The following is a 20,560-nucleotide window of genomic DNA, read 5'->3' as shown; positions in this document are numbered from 1 at the left end:
TTTCATTTCAATCTGTTTCTATTTTAGCATTTTTTGAGCTTGAAGTTACGAAAAAACTAGCAAAATAAGAAAGAAAGGCCCTCGCCATTTCAACTAGCAATTGCCTTCCAATAGGACCTTTGATATAATAAACCTAACAAATCATACGAGGTGACCTATGTCTCAAACCATTTATTTCGGTACCTATACCAAAAAAGAATCCAAAGGAATTTACAAGGCACAATTTGATCCTGAAACAGGGGCATTGAGCCATCTTGAACTAGTGGCAGCTGAACCCAATCCAACCTATACCGCTTTTTCTAAAAAAGGCAATCTTTATAGTGTCGGAGCTGAAGATGGAAAAGGGGGAATCGCTAGTTTTACAGCCGATTTTCAGCCGCTCAATCACGTTGTCGAAGAAGGGGCTCCACTCTGCTATGTCTCTGTCGATGATAACCGTCAACTAGTCTATGGAGCCAACTATCACAAAGGGCAAGTTCTCGTATACAAGATAGAGGCAGATGGGAGTTTGTCCTTTGTCGATGAGGACACTCACCAAGGAAGTGGTCCCCACGCCAATCAAGCAAGTCCGCATACCCACTATGCAGACCTTACGCCAGATCAGTACCTGATCACGTGTGACCTAGGAACAGACAGTTTGCATGTCTATGATGTCAGTGAGGAAGGAAAACTTACCCTGATCAATCAGCACCAAACAGCTCCAGGTGCAGGACCTCGTCACCTTGTCTTTCATCCCCACTACAAGACCGCTTATCTCATCAATGAATTAAATGCCACAATCGACGTCCTCTTTTATGACGGTATGGGTGAATTCGAACACTTCCAAACCGTTTCCACACTTCCATCAGACTACGAAGGTCAAAAATGGGCTTCTGCTATCAAGCTCTCAGCCGATGGAAAATTCCTCTATGCATCTAACCGTGCTCACAATTCCATCGCTGTCTTCAAAGTTGTAGCTGATGGTAGCCTAGAACTCATTGAAATTGTTCCAAGTCAAGGGCTCAATCCACGTGATTTCACTATTAGTCCAGATCAAAACCACCTCATCGCAGCCCATCAAGATTCACCAAATGCTACTGTTTTCAAGCGGGATCTAGCCAATGGAAAATTGACCCTCCTATCCCACGACTTCTATGTCCCAGAAGCCGTTTGTACCGTTTTTCATTAAGTCGTTTTAGTTGTCAAAGCTCTAAAAAAATGATTAAATAAATGAGAAAAAGGCACGAGCCTGATTTCATAACTTATATTTTAGGAGATCCAAGCATGAATCCAATGGATTTATTTAACCAAGTAAAAGAAATGATCGAAAAGAAAGATTTCGACGCTGCAAAGAAATTTGTTGAAGACAACAAAGACAACCTCGGTGACTACCTTGAACAAGCAAAAGGGCTTGTTTCTGGAAATGAAATGGTCAGCGGTGCCTTGGACAAAATCAAAGGCCTATTCTAATAGATCTACTCCTCAACTACATAGTTGAGGAGTTTTTGTTTGAGCCGATCGCAAAAAAGATCCTTGAGAAAACTCAAGGATCTTTTTAGTCTAGTAAACTAGCTTATTTCTTAAGGTTGTAGAATGATTTCAATCCACGGTATTCAGCTACTTCACCAAGTTGATCTTCGATACGAAGCAATTGGTTGTATTTAGCGATACGGTCTGTACGTGAAAGTGAACCAGTCTTGATTTGTCCTGCGTTTGTTGCAACTGCGATGTCAGCGATTGTTGAATCTTCAGTTTCACCTGAACGGTGTGATACAACGGCAGTGTAACCAGCTTCTTTCGCCATTTCGATAGCATCGAATGTTTCAGTAAGAGTACCGATTTGGTTAACTTTGATAAGGATAGAGTTAGCACATTTTTCTTCGATACCACGTGAAAGGTAGTCAGTGTTTGTTACGAAGAAGTCGTCACCAACCAATTGAACTTTACCACCAAGACGTTCAGTAAGAGCTTTCCAACCGTCCCAGTCGTTTTCATCCATACCATCTTCGATAGTGATGATTGGGTATTTGTTTACCAATTCTTCAAGGTAGTCGATTTGTTCAGCAGCAGTGCGGACAGCAGCTCCTTCACCTTCGAATTTAGTGTAATCGTAAACTTTGCGTTCTTTATCGTAGAATTCTGATGATGCACAGTCAAATCCGATAAATACGTCTTTACCTGGAACATAACCAGCAGCTTCGATAGCAGCGATGATAGTTTCTACACCATCTTCAGTTCCGTCGAAACGAGGAGCGAATCCACCTTCGTCACCAACGGCTGTTTCAAGACCACGACCTTTAAGGATTTTCTTAAGAGCGTGGAAGATTTCAGCACCCCAACGAAGAGCTTCTTTGAATGTAGGTGCACCAGCAGGTACGATCATGAATTCTTGGAAAGCGATTGGAGCATCTGAGTGAGAACCACCGTTGATGATATTCATCATTGGAGTTGGAAGAACTTTAGTGTTGAATCCACCAAGGTAGCTGTAAAGTGGGATTTCAAGGTAGTCAGCAGCTGCACGAGCAACGGCGATAGACACACCAAGGATTGCGTTTGCTCCCAATTTACCTTTGTTAGGAGTACCGTCAAGAGCGATCATAGCACGGTCGATAGCTTGTTGATCACGTACATCATAGCCGATGATAGCTTCAGCAATGATGTTGTTTACATTGTCAACAGCTTTTTGAGTACCAAGACCACCGTAACGAGATTTGTCACCGTCACGAAGTTCAACTGCTTCGTGTTCACCAGTAGAAGCTCCTGATGGAACCATACCACGTCCATGAGCACCTGATTCAGTATAAACTTCTACTTCAAGTGTTGGGTTACCGCGTGAGTCTAGGACTTCGCGAGCGTAAACATCAGTAATAATTGACATTTCTTACTCTCCTTATTGAGTTATATTTTTTACTCCTCTATCATATCGTAATTAGGCTATTTTTTCAAGAAAAAACAAGGAAATCTACGAAAATTGAGAAGTTTTTAACAAGAAAACGGTTCCACTGCCTTATTTTCTTCCATTTCCCCTCCTTATTTAATTTTTTAGCATTCCTCTACTCTTCTGCTACGCTTTATGCTATACTAAACTTATGACAGATATTAATAAAACGATTTTAGAAAAAGCTGCTGGTCCTACTCGGTTCAATCCGGATGAACAGCGTCGATTTTTGGAGACATATGAGGAGCGTGTGATTGCATCATGTACCTTGGAGGAGGCAAGGGACAATCTCTATTTGGAGCACTATTCTTCAATTCTTACGAATATTTCAGAACGCTTTGAACCTGTATTGGTCAAGATTTCGCCTGCCTTGGATGAAAGCAGCCAACTTCAATATTTGAAAAAAACAAAGGATCTTGGTCTTGTGGCAAGCATTGTTTCAGATGACTGTCGCCACTCTCCCTTTGGTCTCATCATCCATACTGATCATCCATCTGGAATTTCTCCAACCGATATCAGCCTCCAGTATCCAAATTTGTTTGAAAAGAAAGAAGAGAGCACAGCACCTGAAAAAAAATCATTTTGGAAACGCCTCTTTGGCTAAAGAAAGAACCAATGGAAGGGAACATCCCTTTTCCATTGGTTTTTTAGTTTGCTTTTATTTTTAAAAGGTTCCCAATATTTTGAGCACAGGAAATTAGATTTGTTTCAGCATGAGCGAGTGCATCTGCTACCTCACAAGGACCAGGTACGATAGAGAAGGCAGCTTCAATGTGATGACTAGGAAAAGCAGGCAAATCCTCCGCTAAGCTACCACAAATAGCTATCACTGGGATCTTCTCTGGTGTTCGTTTGGCCACCCCGACAGGTGCCTTCCCAGAAAGGGATTGGAGGTCCATCCTACCTTCTCCAACGACGACCAGATCCGCTTTTTGAACCTTACGATCGAAGTCGATTAGATCCAAACTTTTCTCAATTCCTGAGGAAATCTGACCTCCCGCAAAAGCGATCAAGCCTGCTGCCATGCCACCTCCAGCTCCGGCGCCAGCCATAGACAAGATTCGTGGATCAACTAGCTGATAAAATTCCTCCATAGCTTGATCAACTGCTGGAAACAGAAGGGGATTCAAACCCTTTTGCCCGCCAAAGATATAGGTTGCTCCTTGACTGCCACAGAGAGGATTGGTGACATCCGTTAAGACCAGGAGCTCGATGTCTTGTAAAGCATTTGGAACCGCACTGGTATCTATTCTATCCACACGACCGATCGAAGCACCTACAGGACGAAGCAGATGACCTTGGTCATCATAGAAGGCTACCCCTAGTCCGGCTGCCATCCCAATCCCACCATCATTGGTCGCTGAACCACCAATTCCCACACAGATCGTTTTAACCCCTTGGTCAACCAATTGCAAAATCAGTTCACCAATTCCTCGTGTCTCTAGTTCTAGTGGATTGCGTTTTTCAGCTGGGATAGAGCCTAAGCCAACAAGAGAGGCCATCTCAAAAAATGCCATCTCATCTTTTTGGTAGTAAGCCATTGAAACAGGCTTCCCAAATGGTCCTGTTACCTGAGTATGCTTCTTGGTTAAATTCAGAACGCCAGCGAGTGTATCCATGGTTCCTTCGCCACCATCCCCTATGGGAAGGAGGTCAAAAGTTGCATCTGGTAGAGCCTCTTGAAATCCTTTTTTTAAGGCTTCTGCTACTTGTTTGGCGGATAAGGATTCTTTAAATGAATCCGGTGCTAGTAGGATATGCATGCTGTTTCCTTTCTATGCTGGTCTAGAATTTCAAGAACAAGGCTTAGATCCCTCTTCTCGATACGATATGGGGCTTGCTCAGCGACGATTGGCTTGGCCATAAAGGCAATCCCGATACCGGCTGTTTCAATCATCGGAAGATCATTGGCACCATCTCCCATCGCAATCGTCTGACTTCGTAGGACATGATTTTCTTTCGCCCAGGTTAAAAGTGCCTCTTTTTTCCTTTCAGGAGTTAGAATTTCACCAAGGACTTCCCCTGTCAAACGACCATCAGAAATCCGCAAACGATTGGCAAGGACCAGATCAATTCCTAAAGACCTCGCGATGGGGTCGATGACTTCGTGAAATCCCCCCGAAACAAGACCAACCTTGTAACCTCTTTGATGCAGTCCCGTGATCAATGTTTCAGCACCCGGCGTGACTTCCATCTGCTCCAAAATTTTCGGAAAGATAGAGGTCTCTAATCCCTTCAATAAAGCGACACGCGCCTGTAAAGATGCTTTAAAATCCAACTCTCCATTCATTGCTTGTGCCGTAATCTCTGCTACTTTTTGTCCCACGCCAGCTTCTTGAGCTAGTAAATCAATTCCTTCTTGTTGGATCAAAGTTCCATCTACATCCATAACGAGGAGACCTGTTACTTCTTTCATCGCTTTCCTTTCTTATTTCTCCCTTACTATACAAAAATAGGGTTTAAATTTCAAGTTTCAATGATCAATTGAAGATAAAAAAAACGACCTCCTAAAAAGTCGTTTTTTTGTTATTAGAAGCGAATTTGCTCCCGAGTTTTTTCATACGAAGTAACAAAGCGATCTGTCACTCCAGCTTCTACCATCTCCAAAGCATCTGAGATGACCTTAAAGGAAGCTGCATAGTCATATTCTCTTTCGAAAATATAAAGGGATTCATCAAAAGCTGCTTGCACATGATCATCAAATGAACGGTAACGGTTCGAGTATTGCAATAACTGCTCGGTTAAAGTAGCATTTTGTACAATTCGATAAGTCGCTTCTTCCAATTCATTCATATCATTTGTCAAAATATCTAACAAACGATTGGTTGACTCGATGTTGATTTTATCCCCTTCCAACTCATCCATCAAAGCCTCTGTATTGTTGCTTGCTGTGAAGAATAATTCCAAGAATTCTTGAGGGATTCCTGGCAAGTTTCGCTTGTCCATATAGCGTTTAATGGCATGCAAACGGTTGGCATAGATGTTAACTTTTTGGCGAGCATTGGCATCGTCTTTTTCAACTTTTGAAAGGGAATCATTCAAGCCGATTTGCTCATCTTCGATTTCTTTCAAGCGAGCCTCAATAGCTTCTAACTCTTCTTCTACGATAGAATAAGCTTTTTGTGTTTCAGATGAATCTTTCAAGGCATCTTCTACCACATTTTCTTGTGAAGATAGCTCAGCTTCCAACTCTTTTAACTGTTGGCTGAAAGCTTCATTCAAGACGAATGTTTTACCAAGGCGTTCCACTTCTGCTGCAAGGTTGCTATTGTTATCTTTTGCGTGTTTCAAATAGCCAGGCAGTTGTTTCACTAACTTCTTCACAACTTTTTGTGATTCAATTTCACGAGTAAAGATGTGATACAAGGCATCGATTTCTTCTTGAATTTGTTCATTTTCGTAAATGGCATTGTCCAATTCAAGGGCGGATACATTTGCCATATTGTTCTTCAAGGAAGCATGCAACTGTTGGAAACGAGATTCAATATCTGTTTCAGTGAAGTGGTAGCCAGATTCCAAAAGCTTGCGGTAGCCACTTTCCAAATCCTCTAATTGGTCTGGAAGTTTTGACTGAAGAGCGGTGACAATTTCTGGCACTCGCTCAACAATTTGTTTTAAGGCCACAATATGGTTCTCAGCTGTATCAAGGATTTCAGCTGCTTCAACAGGGTCACCTGAAGAATTCAAGGTGACAAATTGTGAAAACTCAGATTGAATATTTCCAATTTGTTTTTCAATTTCAGGAAGCGCACTGCCATAACGATCTGGGTCTGAAGTGACTTCTTTTTGAAGTTCCTCAAACATATCCAAGGCATGAACCACGCGTCCGCTATTCTTTTGTTCCTGCTCTTCCAGATCAGAAAGGGCTTTGCGAATCGCCTTGATATCTTCGTCGATCAATTGGATCTGACTTTCGATATTGTCAATGGCTTGTTTAGCCTTCATGAAACGGAAAGAATTATTATAGCCTTCCGCTTCGAACAGATTGTTTTCAATATCAGCAAATGAATTTAAGGATAAATCTACCCATTTTTGATTCCATTCACGAAATGCAATTTGACTTTGACCAATCAAATGCATGTTTTTTACGGCCTCTACTTCATCGTTGACCGGAAGGTTGTATAACTTTTCTTTTCGTTCTTCCAGTGCTGCCAGTAAGGCTTCATTTCGTTTTCTCAAAATGACTGCAACCACATATCCTACAATCAAGATAAGGGCGACAATAAAGATGAGAACAATTAGTCCACTAGACATATAAAAACTCCTTCATCGTATTACTTGAACGTAATCCTAGTAATTATACCATAAAATATCCATTAATGGGAAGCGTTCGGTGAATTTTATACATCGAGTGTACTATATTCAGCGTTTTCTTCGATAAATTCACGACGTGGTTCCACGCGGTCCCCCATCAACATATAAAAGATCTTATCTGCTTCCGCAGCATCGTCTACTGATACTCGTGCCATCAAGCGGTGTTCTGGATTCATGGTTGTTTCCCATAATTGGTGATCATCCATTTCTCCAAGACCTTTATAGCGTTGGATGGTTGGTTTTGAGCGACCTTCTGAATAACGTTCCAAAGCTGCAGCTAATTCGGCTTCTTGGTTGGCACCAGGTTGGATATATTCTTTGATCTCACTACCGACTTTAACCCCATAGATTGGTGGTTGCGCAATATAAACATATCCCGCTTCCAAGACTGGTTTCATATAGCGATAGATCAAGGTCAATAGAAGGGTTCGGATATGAGCGCCATCGACATCGGCATCGGTCATGATGACTAATTTTTGATAACGCGCTTTTGTAACATCAAATTCTGCACCAAATCCAGTTCCCATAGCAGTAAATAAACTACGGATCTCTTCATTGGCTAGAATTTTGTCCATACTTGCTTTTTCAACGTTCAAGATCTTACCACGGATTGGTAAAATCGCTTGGAATTCCCGATTTCGACCAGATTTTGCAGATCCTCCGGCTGAATCCCCTTCGACGATAAAGAGTTCTGTTTCTTGTGGATTATTTGAAGAACAATCTGCCAATTTACCAGGTAGGTTGGAAATCTCAAGCCCTGATTTCTTACGGGTCACCTCACGCGCTCGCTTAGCAGCTACGCGAGCTTTCGCCGCTAAAATCCCTTTTTCAACGATTTTCTTAGCAATTTGCGGATTTTCCAAAAGGAAATCAGAAAAAGCATCACTAAAGAGTCGATTGGTAATTTTAACAACTTCTGAATTTCCAAGTTTGGTCTTGGTTTGTCCTTCAAACTGTGGATTTGGATGTTTAACTGAGATCACTGCTGTTAAGCCTTCTCGAACATCTTCCCCAGTTAGATTGTCTTCATTTTCTTTTAAGAGTTTATTTTTCTTAGCGTAATCATTGATGACACGAGTGAGAGCTGTACGGAAGCCCTGTTCGTGCGTCCCACCTTCATGAGTATGGATATTATTGGCAAAACTCATGACCGTCTCATGGTAGCCGGTGGTATATTGCATGGCTACTTCAACAGTAATATCATCCATTTCCCCATCTGTGTAGATCGGAGTTTCAAAGATGACATCTTTGTTTTCATTGATGTATTCAACGTAACTAGAAATCCCGCCTTCGTAGTGGTAATGCTTTTCTTGCTCCAGGCCTTCTCGCTTATCCGTCAAGGAGATACGCAAACCACGATTTAGAAAGGCTAATTCTTGAATCCGCTTGTTCAATTTTTCAAAATCATACTCAGTCGTTTCCGTGAATATTTCTGGATCTGGAATAAAGTGGACGGTTGTTCCTGTGCGGTCTGTTTCTCCAATGATCTTTAAATCATCTACAACATGTCCGCGTCGATATTCTTGGTAATGGATACTGCCATTTTTATAGACACGAACATCGAGGGATGTGGAGAGGGCATTTACTACGGAAGATCCTACCCCGTGAAGACCACCAGATACCTTGTAGCCGCCCCCGCCAAATTTTCCTCCCGCGTGAAGCACTGTAAAGACAGTTTCAACGGCAGGTCGACCTGTCTTTTCTTGGATATCCACTGGGATCCCACGACCATCATCGACAACCGTGATCGAATTATCTGCTTCAATGAAAACTTCAATATGGCTAGCAAAACCAGCTAAGGCTTCGTCGATCGAGTTATCAACGATTTCCCAGACCAGATGATGAAGACCTTCTTTTGAGGTAGATCCAATATACATTCCCGGACGCATCCGAACGGCTTCTAGTCCTTCCAAGACCTGAATCTGACTGGCATCATATTCTTGTGCTTGATTTTCTTGCTGTTTATCCTCTGTCATAATTTCCCTTTTCTATTCAAATATAAACTGGTGTAAGTGTGGCATGGAATCAAATAAATAGGTCGAAAGCCCTGCAGCCTTTCCAGCTTCTATATCGATCGGACGATCTCCGATGACCAGACCGTCTTGAATACCATATTTTTCCTTCAAATAAAGCATAGAGGCTGGGTCTGGTTTTCGAGGAAAGCCCTCGTCTGCCGTTACAATCTCCGTAAAGTAGGGTGCAATGCCTGTCTGTTCAAGAAGGGTCAAAACTTGGCGATCCCGATGAGATACCAAAAAATGGCGTCCTCCATGTGCTTGGATCTCTTCTAGTAACTCTTTTGCTCCCTCAAATAAGACCGGCTCTTGCAAGCCCAAGGCTTCTTTTTTCTTGTATTCCGTACGAAAATTGGAAATATGAGGTGCAAAGGTTTGAATTGCATCCTGTGTTGAGATTTTTAATGCTGCATAAACAGAATCATGATCGGCTTGGATGTGAAAGTCCTTCAATGTCGCTACAAAGGCATTTGTGGACGTTTCGTAATTATCCAATAGCGTCCCACCAAGATCCCATATAAAATCATGATAATTCATAGTCAATATTATACCACAAATGGACAAAAAAAATAAGCTAAAACCCTCATTTAGGGGGGATTTTAGCCATTTTTTACGGTCATTTCATTTTAAATCATAGAGAAGTCATTTCCCGTCATAGAATGTAAACTTTCACCAGAAAATATGGTGCCCAAAAGAGCTCTTTTAAGCATCTCCAAAGACATCTTGATAGAGCATTCCTTGACGAAGGCTTTGGGCATCTCCTCCAAATTGCTCTACCAAGGCATAGGCTAAGGCAAGCGCAGTTGAAGGACCACGACTGGTCAAGAGATTCCCGTCTTTCACTACTGTTTCTTTCTGATAGTGTCCATCTTGAATCTCTTCTTCAAAACCATCGTAACACGTATAGTGTTTATCTTTTAAGAGGCCGGCACGCGCCAAGACAATTGGTGCTGCACAAATCGCAGAAATGATTTTTCCCTTCCTACTTTCTTCTTGAAGAGCTGCAATCAATTCCGGATTATCACGCAAATTTGCAGCTCCTGGCATCCCACCTGGCAAGAAGATTCCATCATAATCTGACAGGTCCCCATTCCAGAGGCGATCGACTTGCACTGTGATCTGGTGAGAACCTGTGACCGTTTCTTCCATGCCAATAAGGTCACAGTCGATCCCAGCCCGTCTCAAAACATCGACAATGGTCAAGGCTTCAATTTCTTCAAAACCGTTTGCTAAAATCGTTGCTACTTTTTTCATTTTCATTCCTTCTTTCTATCTATTGCGCCTTTTTAAGGACTACTTTTTTACGGATTGGAGGCCCTTCTTCTGGCTCTTTCTTTTTGCTACTATGATTATATATTGAGAGGACCAGACCAATACCAATCAGATTACTAATAATAGACGATCCACCTTGTGAGATAAAGGGGAGGGGAATCCCCGTCAAAGGGAGAAGACCCGTTACTGCTCCGACATTTTCAAAAATATGAAAGACCAGCATCATGATAAATCCGATGGAAATATAGGTATAAAATTGGTTATTGGACTGGAGGGTAATTTTTAAAATGCGGTAAATCAGGGTCACATATAAAATCAACAGCACCAGAGCTCCAACAAAGCCAAAGTCTTCTGCGACGACCGTAAAAATCATATCGCTTTCCCGTACGGGAACCAATAAATTGGAGACATTAAAGCCTTGCCCAAAGAGACCACCACTAGCAATAGCTAGCTGTCCTTGTGCCTGCTGGTAGGTGGTGGTTTGTGCATAGTCAAAAGGATTTAACCAGGCTAAAATACGGTTCATCTGATAGGTTGGCATCCCTACTTGCTGGTGCAGAAAAGCTCGCCCCCCTTCTGAAAGAAAGAGGAAGAGAAAGCCTGCTAACCCACCTGCCAGAAGCAAGATGACCGGCAAGATAATTTTCCAGGAAACTCCTGAAACGAGCACTAAGCCCGCAAAGATGGCCAAGAATACTAAGGCCGTTCCCAAGTCCTGTTGGAGAGCCAATAAGGCAAAGACCGGAATCGTATAGATGGTCAACTCTAGAATCAAAAACCAATCTTGTCGTAATAATCGCTCACGCCCCTTATTTCTTTGCAAAAATCGGACAATAGAGCGTGACAGCATCAGGATGAAGGGGATCTTCATAAATTCTGAGGGCTGAAATAAGGTGATGTTCCCATAAGCCACCCAGTTTTTAGCTCCAGTCGAAGCTACCAAGTTGGGATTATAAAAAACAAGGGGAAGAACCATCAAGGCCAGGCCAAGCAGGTAAAGAAAGGGAGTGATTTTCCAAAGAAATTTCGTGCTAAAAATCGTCACAATCAGGCAAATGACGCATCCCACACCAATCCAGGCCAATTGCTGCCCTAAAAAAGGCCACACCATTTGGGGATAGTCATGAGAAACTGCTACATAAACAGATAAAATCCCAATCATGAGAAGGGCGAAGACAATCCCAATGATCGAATAATCCAGGTGAATCGTCAAAAAATGATGTTTCTTCATTCACGTTCCTTTCTGTGAGAATCATCAAATCAATTAATAGAACAACATTTGTAGAATCAAGCTAGATCCTGCTACACAAAACCAAGCAATCAACCCTACTAGAAGGGGGGCTGCTCCTGCTGCACGGAACTGTTTCCAAGAAACCTTGCTTCCGATTCCGACCAAGGCCATGGCCATAAAGAGATGAGAAAGGTCCTTTAGGTAAGGAAGAACCACTTTAGGTACCAAGCCGATAGATGAAAGAATAGAAGCCACAATAAACCAAATGATGAACCAAGGAATAATTTTCTTTAACATTCCTTTGTTTCTTCCTTGTTGCTTGCTCCGATACCATTTTAAACCGATCAAGCCCAAACAAACTGGTACAATCATCAGGGCGCGTGTCAACTTAACAATGGTCGCCATTTCACCCGCCGCCTTACTATAAGAAAACGCTGCTGCTACAACTGATGACGTATCGTTAATAGCTGTTCCTGACCAGAGGCCAAATTGAAAATTAGACATATGCCATACATGCCCTAATACTGGAAAGATAAAGACAGCCAGAATGTTGAAGAAGAAGATAGTTGACATAGATAAGGCAATTTCCTCTTCGTCTGCTTCAATGATCGGAGCAGCTGCTGCGATAGCTGATCCACCACAAATAGCCGTTCCAAATCCAATTAAGGTCCGTAGGTGAGATTTCAGATGGAAGACTTTCCCAAAGATCATCGCTGCAAGAAAGGCAACTGTTATCGTTGGCAGACTAATCTTCAAAGAAGACAAGCCTGTAGAGGCAACCGTCGCAATCGGCAAGCTAAATCCCATGAAGATAATCGAATACTGCAATAATTTCTTACCGGACCAGTTCAGTCCTGGTCGTGAATTCTCCGGCAAATCTACTAATTCATTGAGGACAATTCCTAAAATCAAAGCAAAGACACTGGAGCCAATGATGGGAAAGAAAGTTCCCAAAAACATGGCGCAAAGAGCCAGTACAAATGCAATTGCAAGTCCAAATCCTTTATTTTTCATTCTCTCAATTCCTTTCAAAAAAGGCAGCTGCTTGCTCAACAAGCCGCTCTCTCACTGTCGTGTGAAGGGGCAACACTTGCTGCAAACCATCTAAAATTTGTTTTCCATATCGTTTGGTCACCACCCGCTGGTCCAATAAGAGGACCAACGATTCCTGGTCTTGAAAACGGCTGGTTCTCCCAATAGCCTGTTTGAGCCTTAAAATTGCGACTGGAAGGCTATAGTCATAAAAGGGATTTTTCCCCTGTTCTCTGAGTTGGGTATTCAGCTTTTGAACCATATAATCTTTAGGGTTGTCAAAAGGAAGGCGCGTGATGATTTGAATCACTTCTTTTTGTTGGGAAAAATCGACTCCCTCCCAGAAGCTTCCTGTTCCCAATAAAATAGAGCTTTCTCCTCGGTCAAATCGTCGCTTAATATTATCTGCATCGCCATTTCGATACTGGGCCAAATGAGGAAACTTCAAGGCATTTGACGTCTCCAGTAACAATTCTTTTGAGGTAAACAAAAGAAAAATTGGTTTTCTTAGAGGAAGGAGTTCATCGATGAGCTGACAAATCTCTCCTGCATACTCCACGGAAGATAAAGAAACGACATCTGGAAAATCTATCGGCACCAACAATTCCTGGTGTTGTTTGACTGTTATTGGCACCCGGTAGATTTGATGCTCTTGGTATCCCAAAAGGGCAGGTAAATGCACCTTTTTACTGATCGAGATCGTCGCTGATACAAAGAGCACGGGCACTTCTTCAGGCACAAACTCCTTAAAGGATAGCAAGTCCTCAACTCCTCCATGGAGACGAAGAATCTGGTGGCTTTCGACCACTTCCTTGTCCATCCAAAAAATCTGGTATCGCTCATCAAACAATTCCCTTAGATTCTCTAAAGATTCGTTTTTTAATTCCGATACATCCTGTCGAATTTTTGCCACTGTTTGATCTGATAAGATCGCTGTTTTTCCTTGTACAACTTCCTTAGAGCAGGCATTTAGTTCAAATTGAATACTCTCCAGCAACCGTCGCTGCAGCAGATCTTTTTCCTCTTCGATGGCGTGTTGCAAGCTTAGAAGAAGAGATTGCAAGGTTTCTTCTCTCTGTGAAAACTGCTCCAAAGCAAAGAAGAGTTTTTGCGCTTCATCCACTACCAGAACAGATTCTTGAAGTAGACTCTTATCATCTTCTAGACGGGTTAACAGATAGGCATGATTGGTCAGAATTACTCGGCTGGTTTTCACTTTTTCCTGGCCGAGACGCCAAAAATCTTCCTGATAAAAAAGCGAACGTTTCGACAATTGGCCATCGTGGCATATTTCAGATACAAAATGAAGATGACGATAGAGTTGACCAATTTCACTGAACTCTCCCGTTTCTGTCATCGTCAGCCAAACCAAGAGTTGCATTTTAAAGCGTCGAACCATCCCATTATCTGACTCACTCTGTAAGGCCTCATAAAATTTATCGAGTTGGATGTAATCCTTGGGACTTTTCAGGCTATGAAAGGGAATTTGGAAAAGATCTTGGATGGTCTTTCCTTCCTTCTTCATAATTTGATCCTGAAGAATTTTAGTGGGAACACTGACAAGAATGCGCTTGGAGGTTTTCGCCAAAAGCGTTAATAGATAGGCATAGGTCTTCCCGATACCCGTTGGCGCTTCAATAAAACTCGGAAGTGGCCGTTGCAAACTGTCCTCGATATAAGCAACAAATTCTCTTTGCTCCGGATAAGCCTCCATTCCCAACAACTGCATATTGAGTTCAAACTGTTCAGACAAATGACGACTTTCTAAAAACTGCTGTTGCTTGCGCAGATAGAGACCATGAACTTCTACTAAATGAGCTGGTAAAAAAAGGCTACTGTCTTCAAGCGCATCTTCTATTAAGAGTCGCGATTCATAAATCAAACAATCTGCCATCGAAAGAAGTTTTTCGATCAATCCTCTTGGTAAGCTCGCAATTTTCTCTCTCAATTTCAACAGCAGCTGGGCTGTTGCCATAGCATCCGCTAAAGCGGAGTGAGCATGGTGCAACTCAATTTCCAGTTCAGCCGCAAGCGCTCCTAAATTGTAGCGTTCTAAAGTCGGATAGAAAATTTGAGACAATTCAACCGTATCAATCCGAGGAGTCGTTAGCTCAAATCCTTCCCAAAAAAGGGCTTCTGCCAATAAATTCGCATCAAATTTGACATTATGGGCCACAAAGACGGCATCTTCTATTAATTCAAAAATTTCTTTTGCCACTTGTGCAAACTCTGGAGCTTTTTTCAAGCGAGCATCTGTCAGGCCAGTCAATTGTTTGATATGCTCATCCAATCGCTCATGGGGATTCACATCCGTCTCATAGGATTGCGTAATCCTACCATCTTCAATGATGACAATCCCAACCTGAATGATCTTAGCATTGCTTCCAGCACTGGTCGCTTCCAGGTCCACAATGGCATATTTCCGTTTCTGTCTTGTCATAATACTTAAAATTATATCACGTTTGAGCAAGCTCTGCAGATTTTTTTCTCCTTTCATGCTGACTTCAATCCTGTTATTTTCCTCGCAATTTGATACACTATTCTAGAAAGGAGTCCTTATGAAAATCTATCGTACTGTTAATCCTGTAGCTTATGAAAACACCTACTACCTTGAAAATGACCACTCCCTCATTCTTGTCGATCCAGGTAGCGACTGGACGACTATTCAAAAACAAATAGATCGCATCGGAAAACCAATTGTAGCGATTCTTTTAACCCATACGCATTACGATCACATTATGAGTCTTGAAAAGGTTCGTCAGACCTATCATTTCCCACCTGTTTATGTCCATTCAGCAGAAGCCAGTTGGTTGTCTTCTCCTGTCGATAATTTATCTGGTTTGGATCGTCATGCGGATTTAGAAGATGTTGTATGCAAGGAGGCCGACTTCCTTTATGACATTCGCTCCGATTACCAAATAGCTGATTTCCACTTTTATGTTCTGGAGACACCAGGCCACTCTGCCGGAGGGGTTTCCATCGTCTTTCCTCAGAATCACCTGGTTCTATCTGGTGATGCCCTTTTTCGCGAAACCATTGGACGGACCGATCTTCCAACAGGGAACGCAACACAGTTACTTAGCAGTATTAGAGAAGAACTCTTTACCCTTCCATCTTCCTACACTGTCTATCCCGGTCATGGCCCTGAAACCTCTATTGGTCACGAGAAGATGTTCAATCCCTTCTTTAGATAATCCTAAAGAATCCTTATCATCCTTCCTGTCCTCATCAAAGTAAACAAAAAAAGCAAGTGCGAACTTGCTTTTTTATTATATCTTAAGAAAACGTCTCATGGAGATTGAAGAACCAATCGCCCCAATCAAAATTCCTAATCCAAAGAGGCCACCGACCATGATCGGTACCAAGAGATGAGGGCTATAGAGATACAAGTTTTGATCTGCCAAGTTATTGTTCATAGATGTATAGACAACATTATAAACATAAAAGACCAAAGCTGAAGGAACCAAGGCTCCCAAGAGACCGATCCAAGCACCTTCTAAAAGGAATGGTGCACGAATATAACCATTTTTTGCTCCTACCAGTCGCATAATCTTAATCTCACGACTACGTGAAATGATGGTAATCCGAATGGTATTCGAAATCAAGAAGACCGCGATGAAGATCAATAAAGCTACACCAATCAAGCCCCAGTTTCGGATGAAGGTTCCAAGAGCAAACAAGCGTTGGGTATCGACCCCACCATCTTTAACCTCAGAGACCCCTTCAATTTTTTGGGCATCTGCTGAGACTTGCTTCACATATTTAGGAGCTGTTGTCTCTACATAATACGCATCATAGAGAGGATTGGCATCTCCATCAAAAATCTTCCAGTTGTTCCCAGCCGTTTTGATCAGTTTATCATACTGTTCTTCCTTGCTAGAAAAATCAACCTTATCGACATGCTTCATGGCTGTCAGAGCATCATAGACCTTATGGTAGTTTTCATTGGTCACGGTTTGACCGTCTTTTTCAATCTGCTCGCTCTGATCTTGAATATCCTTGCGCATGTATACTACAACCCGCACACTATTTTGAATATCATCTGAAAGCTTAATGGTATTGGCAATCACAGAGGCGAAAATAGCAACCAAGCTAAGGGTAATCATAACCGAGCTGACCGCTGCCATCGTCATCCAACCATTTCGTTTCAAGCTTTTAAGCGATTCGATTAAGTGTCGGAAAAATCTTCTAATCATCGTATCCGTACTCTCCTTCCGCTTCATCACGCACTACACGACCATTTTCAATCGCGATGACACGGTGACGTAAAGTATTTACAATCTGGCTATTGTGAGTCGCCATCAATACTGTGGTCCCTTGCAGATTAATCCGCTCCAAAAGATTCATGATTTCCCATGAATTATCTGGGTCCAAGTTCCCCGTTGGCTCATCCGCAATCAAGACTTTCGGATTGTTGACGATCGCACGAGCAATCGCAATCCGTTGTTGCTCCCCACCGGACAATTCATTCGGGAATGAGCGGACCTTGTGTTTCAATCCGACAAGATCCAAAACTTCCATCACACGCTTTTTAATATTGCGACGGCGCTCACCGATAACTTGCATTGCGTAAGCAATATTTTCATAAACGGTTTTCTTTGGAAGCAATTTATAATCTTGGAAGACCACTCCCACATTGCGTCGCAACATAGGAATATCGCGTTTTTTGATTTTATCCAAATCAAAATCAGCTACTTTCAAACTTCCTTTATCGTGTTTGACTTCACGGTATAAAAGTCGAATAAAGGTCGACTTCCCTGCACCAGAAGGTCCTACGATGTAGGCAAATTCTCCTGGTTCAATTTGGACAGAGACCCCGCGAAGGGCCGTTGTCCCGTTGTCATACTTTTTGACAACATCTTTCATTTCAATCATTGACATGTAATGAAATTCCTTTCATTCTTTTCTGGTTGATTCCCTCGAGGTTATTGGAGACGCCATTTAAGGTAGGCATCGATAAACCCATCGATATCTCCATCCATCACCTTGTCCACCTGCGCTACTTCGTAGTTGGTCCGGTGATCCTTAACCATGGTATAAGGGGTAAAAACATAGGAGCGGATTTGACTTCCCCAGGTGATTTCTTTTTTATCCCCTTTTAGAGAGTCCACTTCTGCTGCTTTTTTCTCTTGCTCTAATTGGTAGAGTTTAGCTTGCAACATCTTCATCGCACGATCACGGTTCCCGTATTGGGTCCGATCCACGGTGGATGCCACTACAATCCCTGTCGGAATGTGGGTCAAGCGCACCCCTGTAGAAACCTTGTTGACGTTTTGTCCACCAGCTCCACCAGAGCGGAAGGTGTCCATCTTGATATCATCATCACGAACTTCGACTTCGATAGTATCGTCTAATTCGGGCATGACCTCAACAGATGTAAAGGAGGTATGACGACGTTTAGCGGAGTCAAATGGAGAGATCCGAACCAAACGGTGTACCCCCATTTCAGATTTCAGAAGACCGTATGCATGTGGCCCTTCAAAGGATAGGGTTACAGACTTGATTCCAGCCTCATCCCCAGCCTGATAGTCCAAGACTTCAACTTTAAAGCCGTGGGCATTTCCAAAACGAGTATACATCCGAAGAAGCATGTCGCCCCAATCCTGAGCTTCTGTTCCTCCTGAACCTGGGTGGATTTCTAGGATGGCATTATTATTGTCATAGGGTTCAGACAATAGCAAGGTCATCTCATAGCTGGTCATACGTTTATCCAGCTCCTCCAACTTCTCGATCAATTCTTCCTTGACCGAATCGTCTTCTGCCAAAAAGTCCAGTAAGATTTCTGACTCATCAAAGAGATCCACCATTTGATGGAAATTTTCATAGGTCTGCTTGAGTTCATTTAATTCTTGAGATGTCTTTTGCGCAGCAATGTTATCATCCCAAAAATCAGGTTCTGTCATTTTATTTTCTAAAATGGCAATTTCTTCTTCCAATGCCTCTAAGTCAAAGAGACCCCCTGAAAGAAGCTAATTTTTCACGATTTGCGTCAATTTTTTGACGAATTTCTGAAATGTCCATAAGTACCTCTTTCTATGTATCTAGTCTATTATATCATAACCTTCACTATTTGCCCACCTTTCAATATTGGATCTACTGGTTGACCACTGCCAAGCCAGCTGATTTTCAGCATTTTTTCTATTCATTTGTAACCTAATTGTTAGAAAAAAAGATCCTCTTATGCTAGACTGGTAGCATGACAACAGTAGCTTTTATGTCCGATTTACATATTGATTCAAACAACTTCGGCAAAGAAGAATTAGAGACCCTGATCACTCTTTTCAAGGACAAAAAAATTCAACATCTCCATATTGCAGGAGATATTGCCAACGGCTTTGAAAAGACGTCACAGGAATTTTTAGACCAACTTCAATGTCACCTTCCAGTGACCTTTAGCCTAGGAAATCATGATATGCTAGGCCTATCAGAAGAAGCCATGAGACCTTTTGAATTTCAAAAGATTCCCTTCTCCAATCATACGCTTCTTGCCTTTTCGGGCTGGTATGACTACAGTTTTGTTCCTACTATCTCTCCCCAAAAACATCTCCAAACCAAAAATCTATTTTGGTTTGACAGACGCCTCCAACGAATGGGATCTGATCCAGCCATTACCCAACGTCTGTTGCAAGAGCTGGAACAAGAGCTCATGCGAGTAGACCAACCCCTGATCATCGCCATGCACTTTGTGCCTCATAGTCATTTTCTTATGCGCCACCCTTATTTTGAACGCTTTAATGCTTTTCTAGGGAGCCAAGCCTTTCATGAACTGTTTAGACAATATCCTGTCAAAGAGGTGATTTTTGGTCATAGCCACCATCGAATGCCAGCAACAACCATTGACAACATCACCTATCATGCTAGACCTTTAGGCTATGTCCGAGAATGGGAGCTTTGCAAACAATTTTTCGAAGCTTTTCCTGAATATGATTTTCCAAAACGATACGATCCCTACAAACGCTATCGCAGAATCAAAGACCTCCCCGAATTTAAAGCATACAAGAAAAAACAGCTCGCTCATGAATTTTCTCAAGCCATGACGATCCTTGAACTATAAAAAAATTGGTCCCTCTGGAACCAATTTTTTACTCTTCTGTATCCAAGAGATTTTTTGCAACGATTGCAGCCAGAATACCACCGACAATTGGAGCCAAGATAAAGATCCAAATTTGTTGAAGAGCCGCACCACCAACAAAAAGGGCAGGCGCCAAGCTACGAGCTGGGTTAACGGAAAGTCCTGTTATGTTCAAACCAACAAGAATAATCAAAGTCAAGCTCAAACCGATCACAAGACCAGCGATCTTGCCATTACCTTTGGTAGCTGATGTCACTGTCATGATGACCAAAATAAAGATAAAGGAAGCAATTACTTCAAACAAGAATCCGCCAAATGGAGTCACTCCTTTAGCCAAGGCATTTTCACCAAGACTAGCTGTTGACATACCTGAATTTGACAAGAGGAAGAGTACTGTTGCAGATGCGAGAACCGCCCCCACTACTTGCGCTGCAATATAATTAATCAAGTCTTTAGATGACAAGCGTTTGTTGACAAACATAGCAATAGAAACAGCTGGGTTCAAGTGGGCACCAGAAACAGTCCCAATAGAGTATGCAGCTGCAACAATTGACAAACCAAATGCCAAGGCAATTCCTAGATGCCCAAGACCTTCAGTTCCATTTCCAAAAACAACAGCGCCAGTCCCGATAAAGACAAGCATAAATGTGCCGATTACTTCAGCAAAAAACTTTTTCATAATATAGTTTCCTTTCTTCAAACTGTCG

Annotated in this window: 19 protein-coding genes; 5 read left to right on the top strand and 14 right to left on the bottom strand. The window is 42.2% G+C overall.

All coding sequences use genetic code 11. The annotated features are described in order from the left end of the window. The first annotated feature begins 157 nt into the window (after positions 1 to 157). Positions 158 to 1,168 (top strand): lactonase family protein, encoded by a 1,011-nt coding sequence (locus SM122_RS00365; RefSeq protein ID WP_155169475.1) that lies wholly within the window; start codon positions 158 to 160, stop codon positions 1,166 to 1,168. 95 nt (positions 1,169 to 1,263) lie between these two features. Beyond that, positions 1,264 to 1,449 (top strand): hypothetical protein, encoded by a 186-nt coding sequence (locus tag SM122_RS00360; RefSeq protein ID WP_049497454.1) that lies wholly within the window; start codon positions 1,264 to 1,266, stop codon positions 1,447 to 1,449. 103 nt (positions 1,450 to 1,552) lie between these two features. Here the strand turns inward: SM122_RS00360 and eno are convergent, their stop codons facing one another. Next, positions 1,553 to 2,857: a surface-displayed alpha-enolase gene (gene eno, locus SM122_RS00355; protein WP_021153554.1), complete on the bottom strand. Its 1,305-nt coding sequence runs from the start codon at positions 2,855 to 2,857 to the stop codon at positions 1,553 to 1,555. 211 nt (positions 2,858 to 3,068) lie between these two features. Between eno and SM122_RS00350 the strand changes: the two genes are divergently transcribed. Continuing rightward, entirely contained in the window at positions 3,069 to 3,521 is a 453-nt protein-coding gene (locus SM122_RS00350) for a DUF1694 domain-containing protein (protein WP_045759659.1), read from the top strand. Positions 3,522 to 3,564: 43 nt separating this feature from the next. On the opposite strand, the gene SM122_RS00345 is transcribed toward SM122_RS00350, so the two are convergent. The 9 genes from SM122_RS00345 to SM122_RS00305 form a co-directional block, all read right to left on the bottom strand. Further along, on the bottom strand, positions 3,565 to 4,680 hold the full coding sequence (locus SM122_RS00345; protein ID WP_155169473.1) for a glycerate kinase: 1,116 nt from the start codon (positions 4,678 to 4,680) through the stop codon (positions 3,565 to 3,567). After that, on the bottom strand, positions 4,665 to 5,333 hold the full coding sequence (gene serB, locus SM122_RS00340) for a phosphoserine phosphatase SerB (protein WP_155169471.1): 669 nt from the start codon (positions 5,331 to 5,333) through the stop codon (positions 4,665 to 4,667). The genes SM122_RS00345 and serB overlap by 16 nt, the downstream gene beginning before the upstream one ends. Before the next feature lie 113 nt (positions 5,334 to 5,446). After that, positions 5,447 to 7,171 (bottom strand): septation ring formation regulator EzrA, encoded by a 1,725-nt coding sequence (ezrA, locus tag SM122_RS00335; RefSeq protein ID WP_155169469.1) that lies wholly within the window; start codon positions 7,169 to 7,171, stop codon positions 5,447 to 5,449. A gap of 86 nt (positions 7,172 to 7,257) precedes the next feature. After that, positions 7,258 to 9,207: a DNA topoisomerase (ATP-hydrolyzing) subunit B gene (gyrB, locus tag SM122_RS00330; protein WP_195326770.1), complete on the bottom strand. Its 1,950-nt coding sequence runs from the start codon at positions 9,205 to 9,207 to the stop codon at positions 7,258 to 7,260. Positions 9,208 to 9,219: 12 nt separating this feature from the next. Then, a complete protein-coding gene (locus tag SM122_RS00325; protein ID WP_155169467.1) occupies positions 9,220 to 9,783 on the bottom strand; it encodes an HAD-IA family hydrolase in 564 nt (187 codons plus the stop codon). 165 nt (positions 9,784 to 9,948) lie between these two features. Beyond that, entirely contained in the window at positions 9,949 to 10,500 is a 552-nt protein-coding gene (locus SM122_RS00320; protein WP_031574058.1) for a DJ-1 family glyoxalase III, read from the bottom strand. 19 nt (positions 10,501 to 10,519) lie between these two features. After that, the gene (locus SM122_RS00315) at positions 10,520 to 11,749 is read right to left on the bottom strand and encodes an FtsW/RodA/SpoVE family cell cycle protein (RefSeq protein WP_118396707.1); all 1,230 of its coding nucleotides are present in this window, start codon (positions 11,747 to 11,749) and stop codon (positions 10,520 to 10,522) included. Between the two features lie 33 nt (positions 11,750 to 11,782). Continuing rightward, positions 11,783 to 12,763 (bottom strand): YeiH family protein, encoded by a 981-nt coding sequence (locus tag SM122_RS00310; protein WP_061590999.1) that lies wholly within the window; start codon positions 12,761 to 12,763, stop codon positions 11,783 to 11,785. A gap of 4 nt (positions 12,764 to 12,767) precedes the next feature. Further along, complete coding sequence (locus SM122_RS00305; protein WP_407700473.1) at positions 12,768 to 15,221, bottom strand: bifunctional DnaQ family exonuclease/ATP-dependent helicase; 2,454 nt, start codon at positions 15,219 to 15,221, stop codon at positions 12,768 to 12,770. Between the two features lie 118 nt (positions 15,222 to 15,339). Here SM122_RS00305 and SM122_RS00300 point away from each other — a divergent pair, with 118 nt between their 5' ends. Further along, positions 15,340 to 15,975, top strand: a complete 636-nt coding sequence (locus SM122_RS00300) for an MBL fold metallo-hydrolase (RefSeq protein WP_070588820.1) — start codon at positions 15,340 to 15,342, stop codon at positions 15,973 to 15,975. A gap of 75 nt (positions 15,976 to 16,050) precedes the next feature. On the opposite strand, the gene ftsX is transcribed toward SM122_RS00300, so the two are convergent. The 3 genes from ftsX to prfB all read right to left on the bottom strand — a co-directional run bounded on the left by ftsX (position 16,051) and on the right by prfB (position 18,802). Continuing rightward, complete coding sequence (gene ftsX, locus SM122_RS00295) at positions 16,051 to 16,977, bottom strand: permease-like cell division protein FtsX (RefSeq protein ID WP_195326769.1); 927 nt, start codon at positions 16,975 to 16,977, stop codon at positions 16,051 to 16,053. Then, entirely contained in the window at positions 16,970 to 17,662 is a 693-nt protein-coding gene (gene ftsE, locus SM122_RS00290; protein WP_003008021.1) for a cell division ATP-binding protein FtsE, read from the bottom strand. The genes ftsX and ftsE overlap by 8 nt, the downstream gene beginning before the upstream one ends. Positions 17,663 to 17,706: 44 nt before the next feature. Beyond that, positions 17,707 to 18,802, bottom strand: a protein-coding gene (gene prfB / locus SM122_RS00285) for a peptide chain release factor 2 (RefSeq protein WP_100209015.1) whose coding sequence is annotated in 2 segments (ribosomal slippage) — positions 17,707 to 18,729 and positions 18,731 to 18,802 — 1,095 coding nt in all. Because the reading frame shifts where the segments join, the coding sequence is not laid out codon by codon here. Positions 18,803 to 18,977: 175 nt separating this feature from the next. On the opposite strand from prfB, the gene SM122_RS00280 reads away from it, so the two are divergent. After that, on the top strand, positions 18,978 to 19,835 hold the full coding sequence (locus SM122_RS00280; RefSeq protein WP_125826479.1) for a metallophosphoesterase: 858 nt from the start codon (positions 18,978 to 18,980) through the stop codon (positions 19,833 to 19,835). A gap of 28 nt (positions 19,836 to 19,863) precedes the next feature. Here the strand turns inward: SM122_RS00280 and SM122_RS00275 are convergent, their stop codons facing one another. Continuing rightward, entirely contained in the window at positions 19,864 to 20,532 is a 669-nt protein-coding gene (locus SM122_RS00275; RefSeq protein WP_195326768.1) for an MIP/aquaporin family protein, read from the bottom strand. Positions 20,533 to 20,560: the final 28 nt, after the last annotated feature.

Source organism: Streptococcus gingivalis, assembly GCF_035544715.1.
GTDB lineage: Bacteria > Bacillota > Bacilli > Lactobacillales > Streptococcaceae > Streptococcus > Streptococcus gingivalis.
Note: the sequence above shows the minus strand (reverse complement) of the source record. Positions and strands in the feature narration are given on the sequence as shown.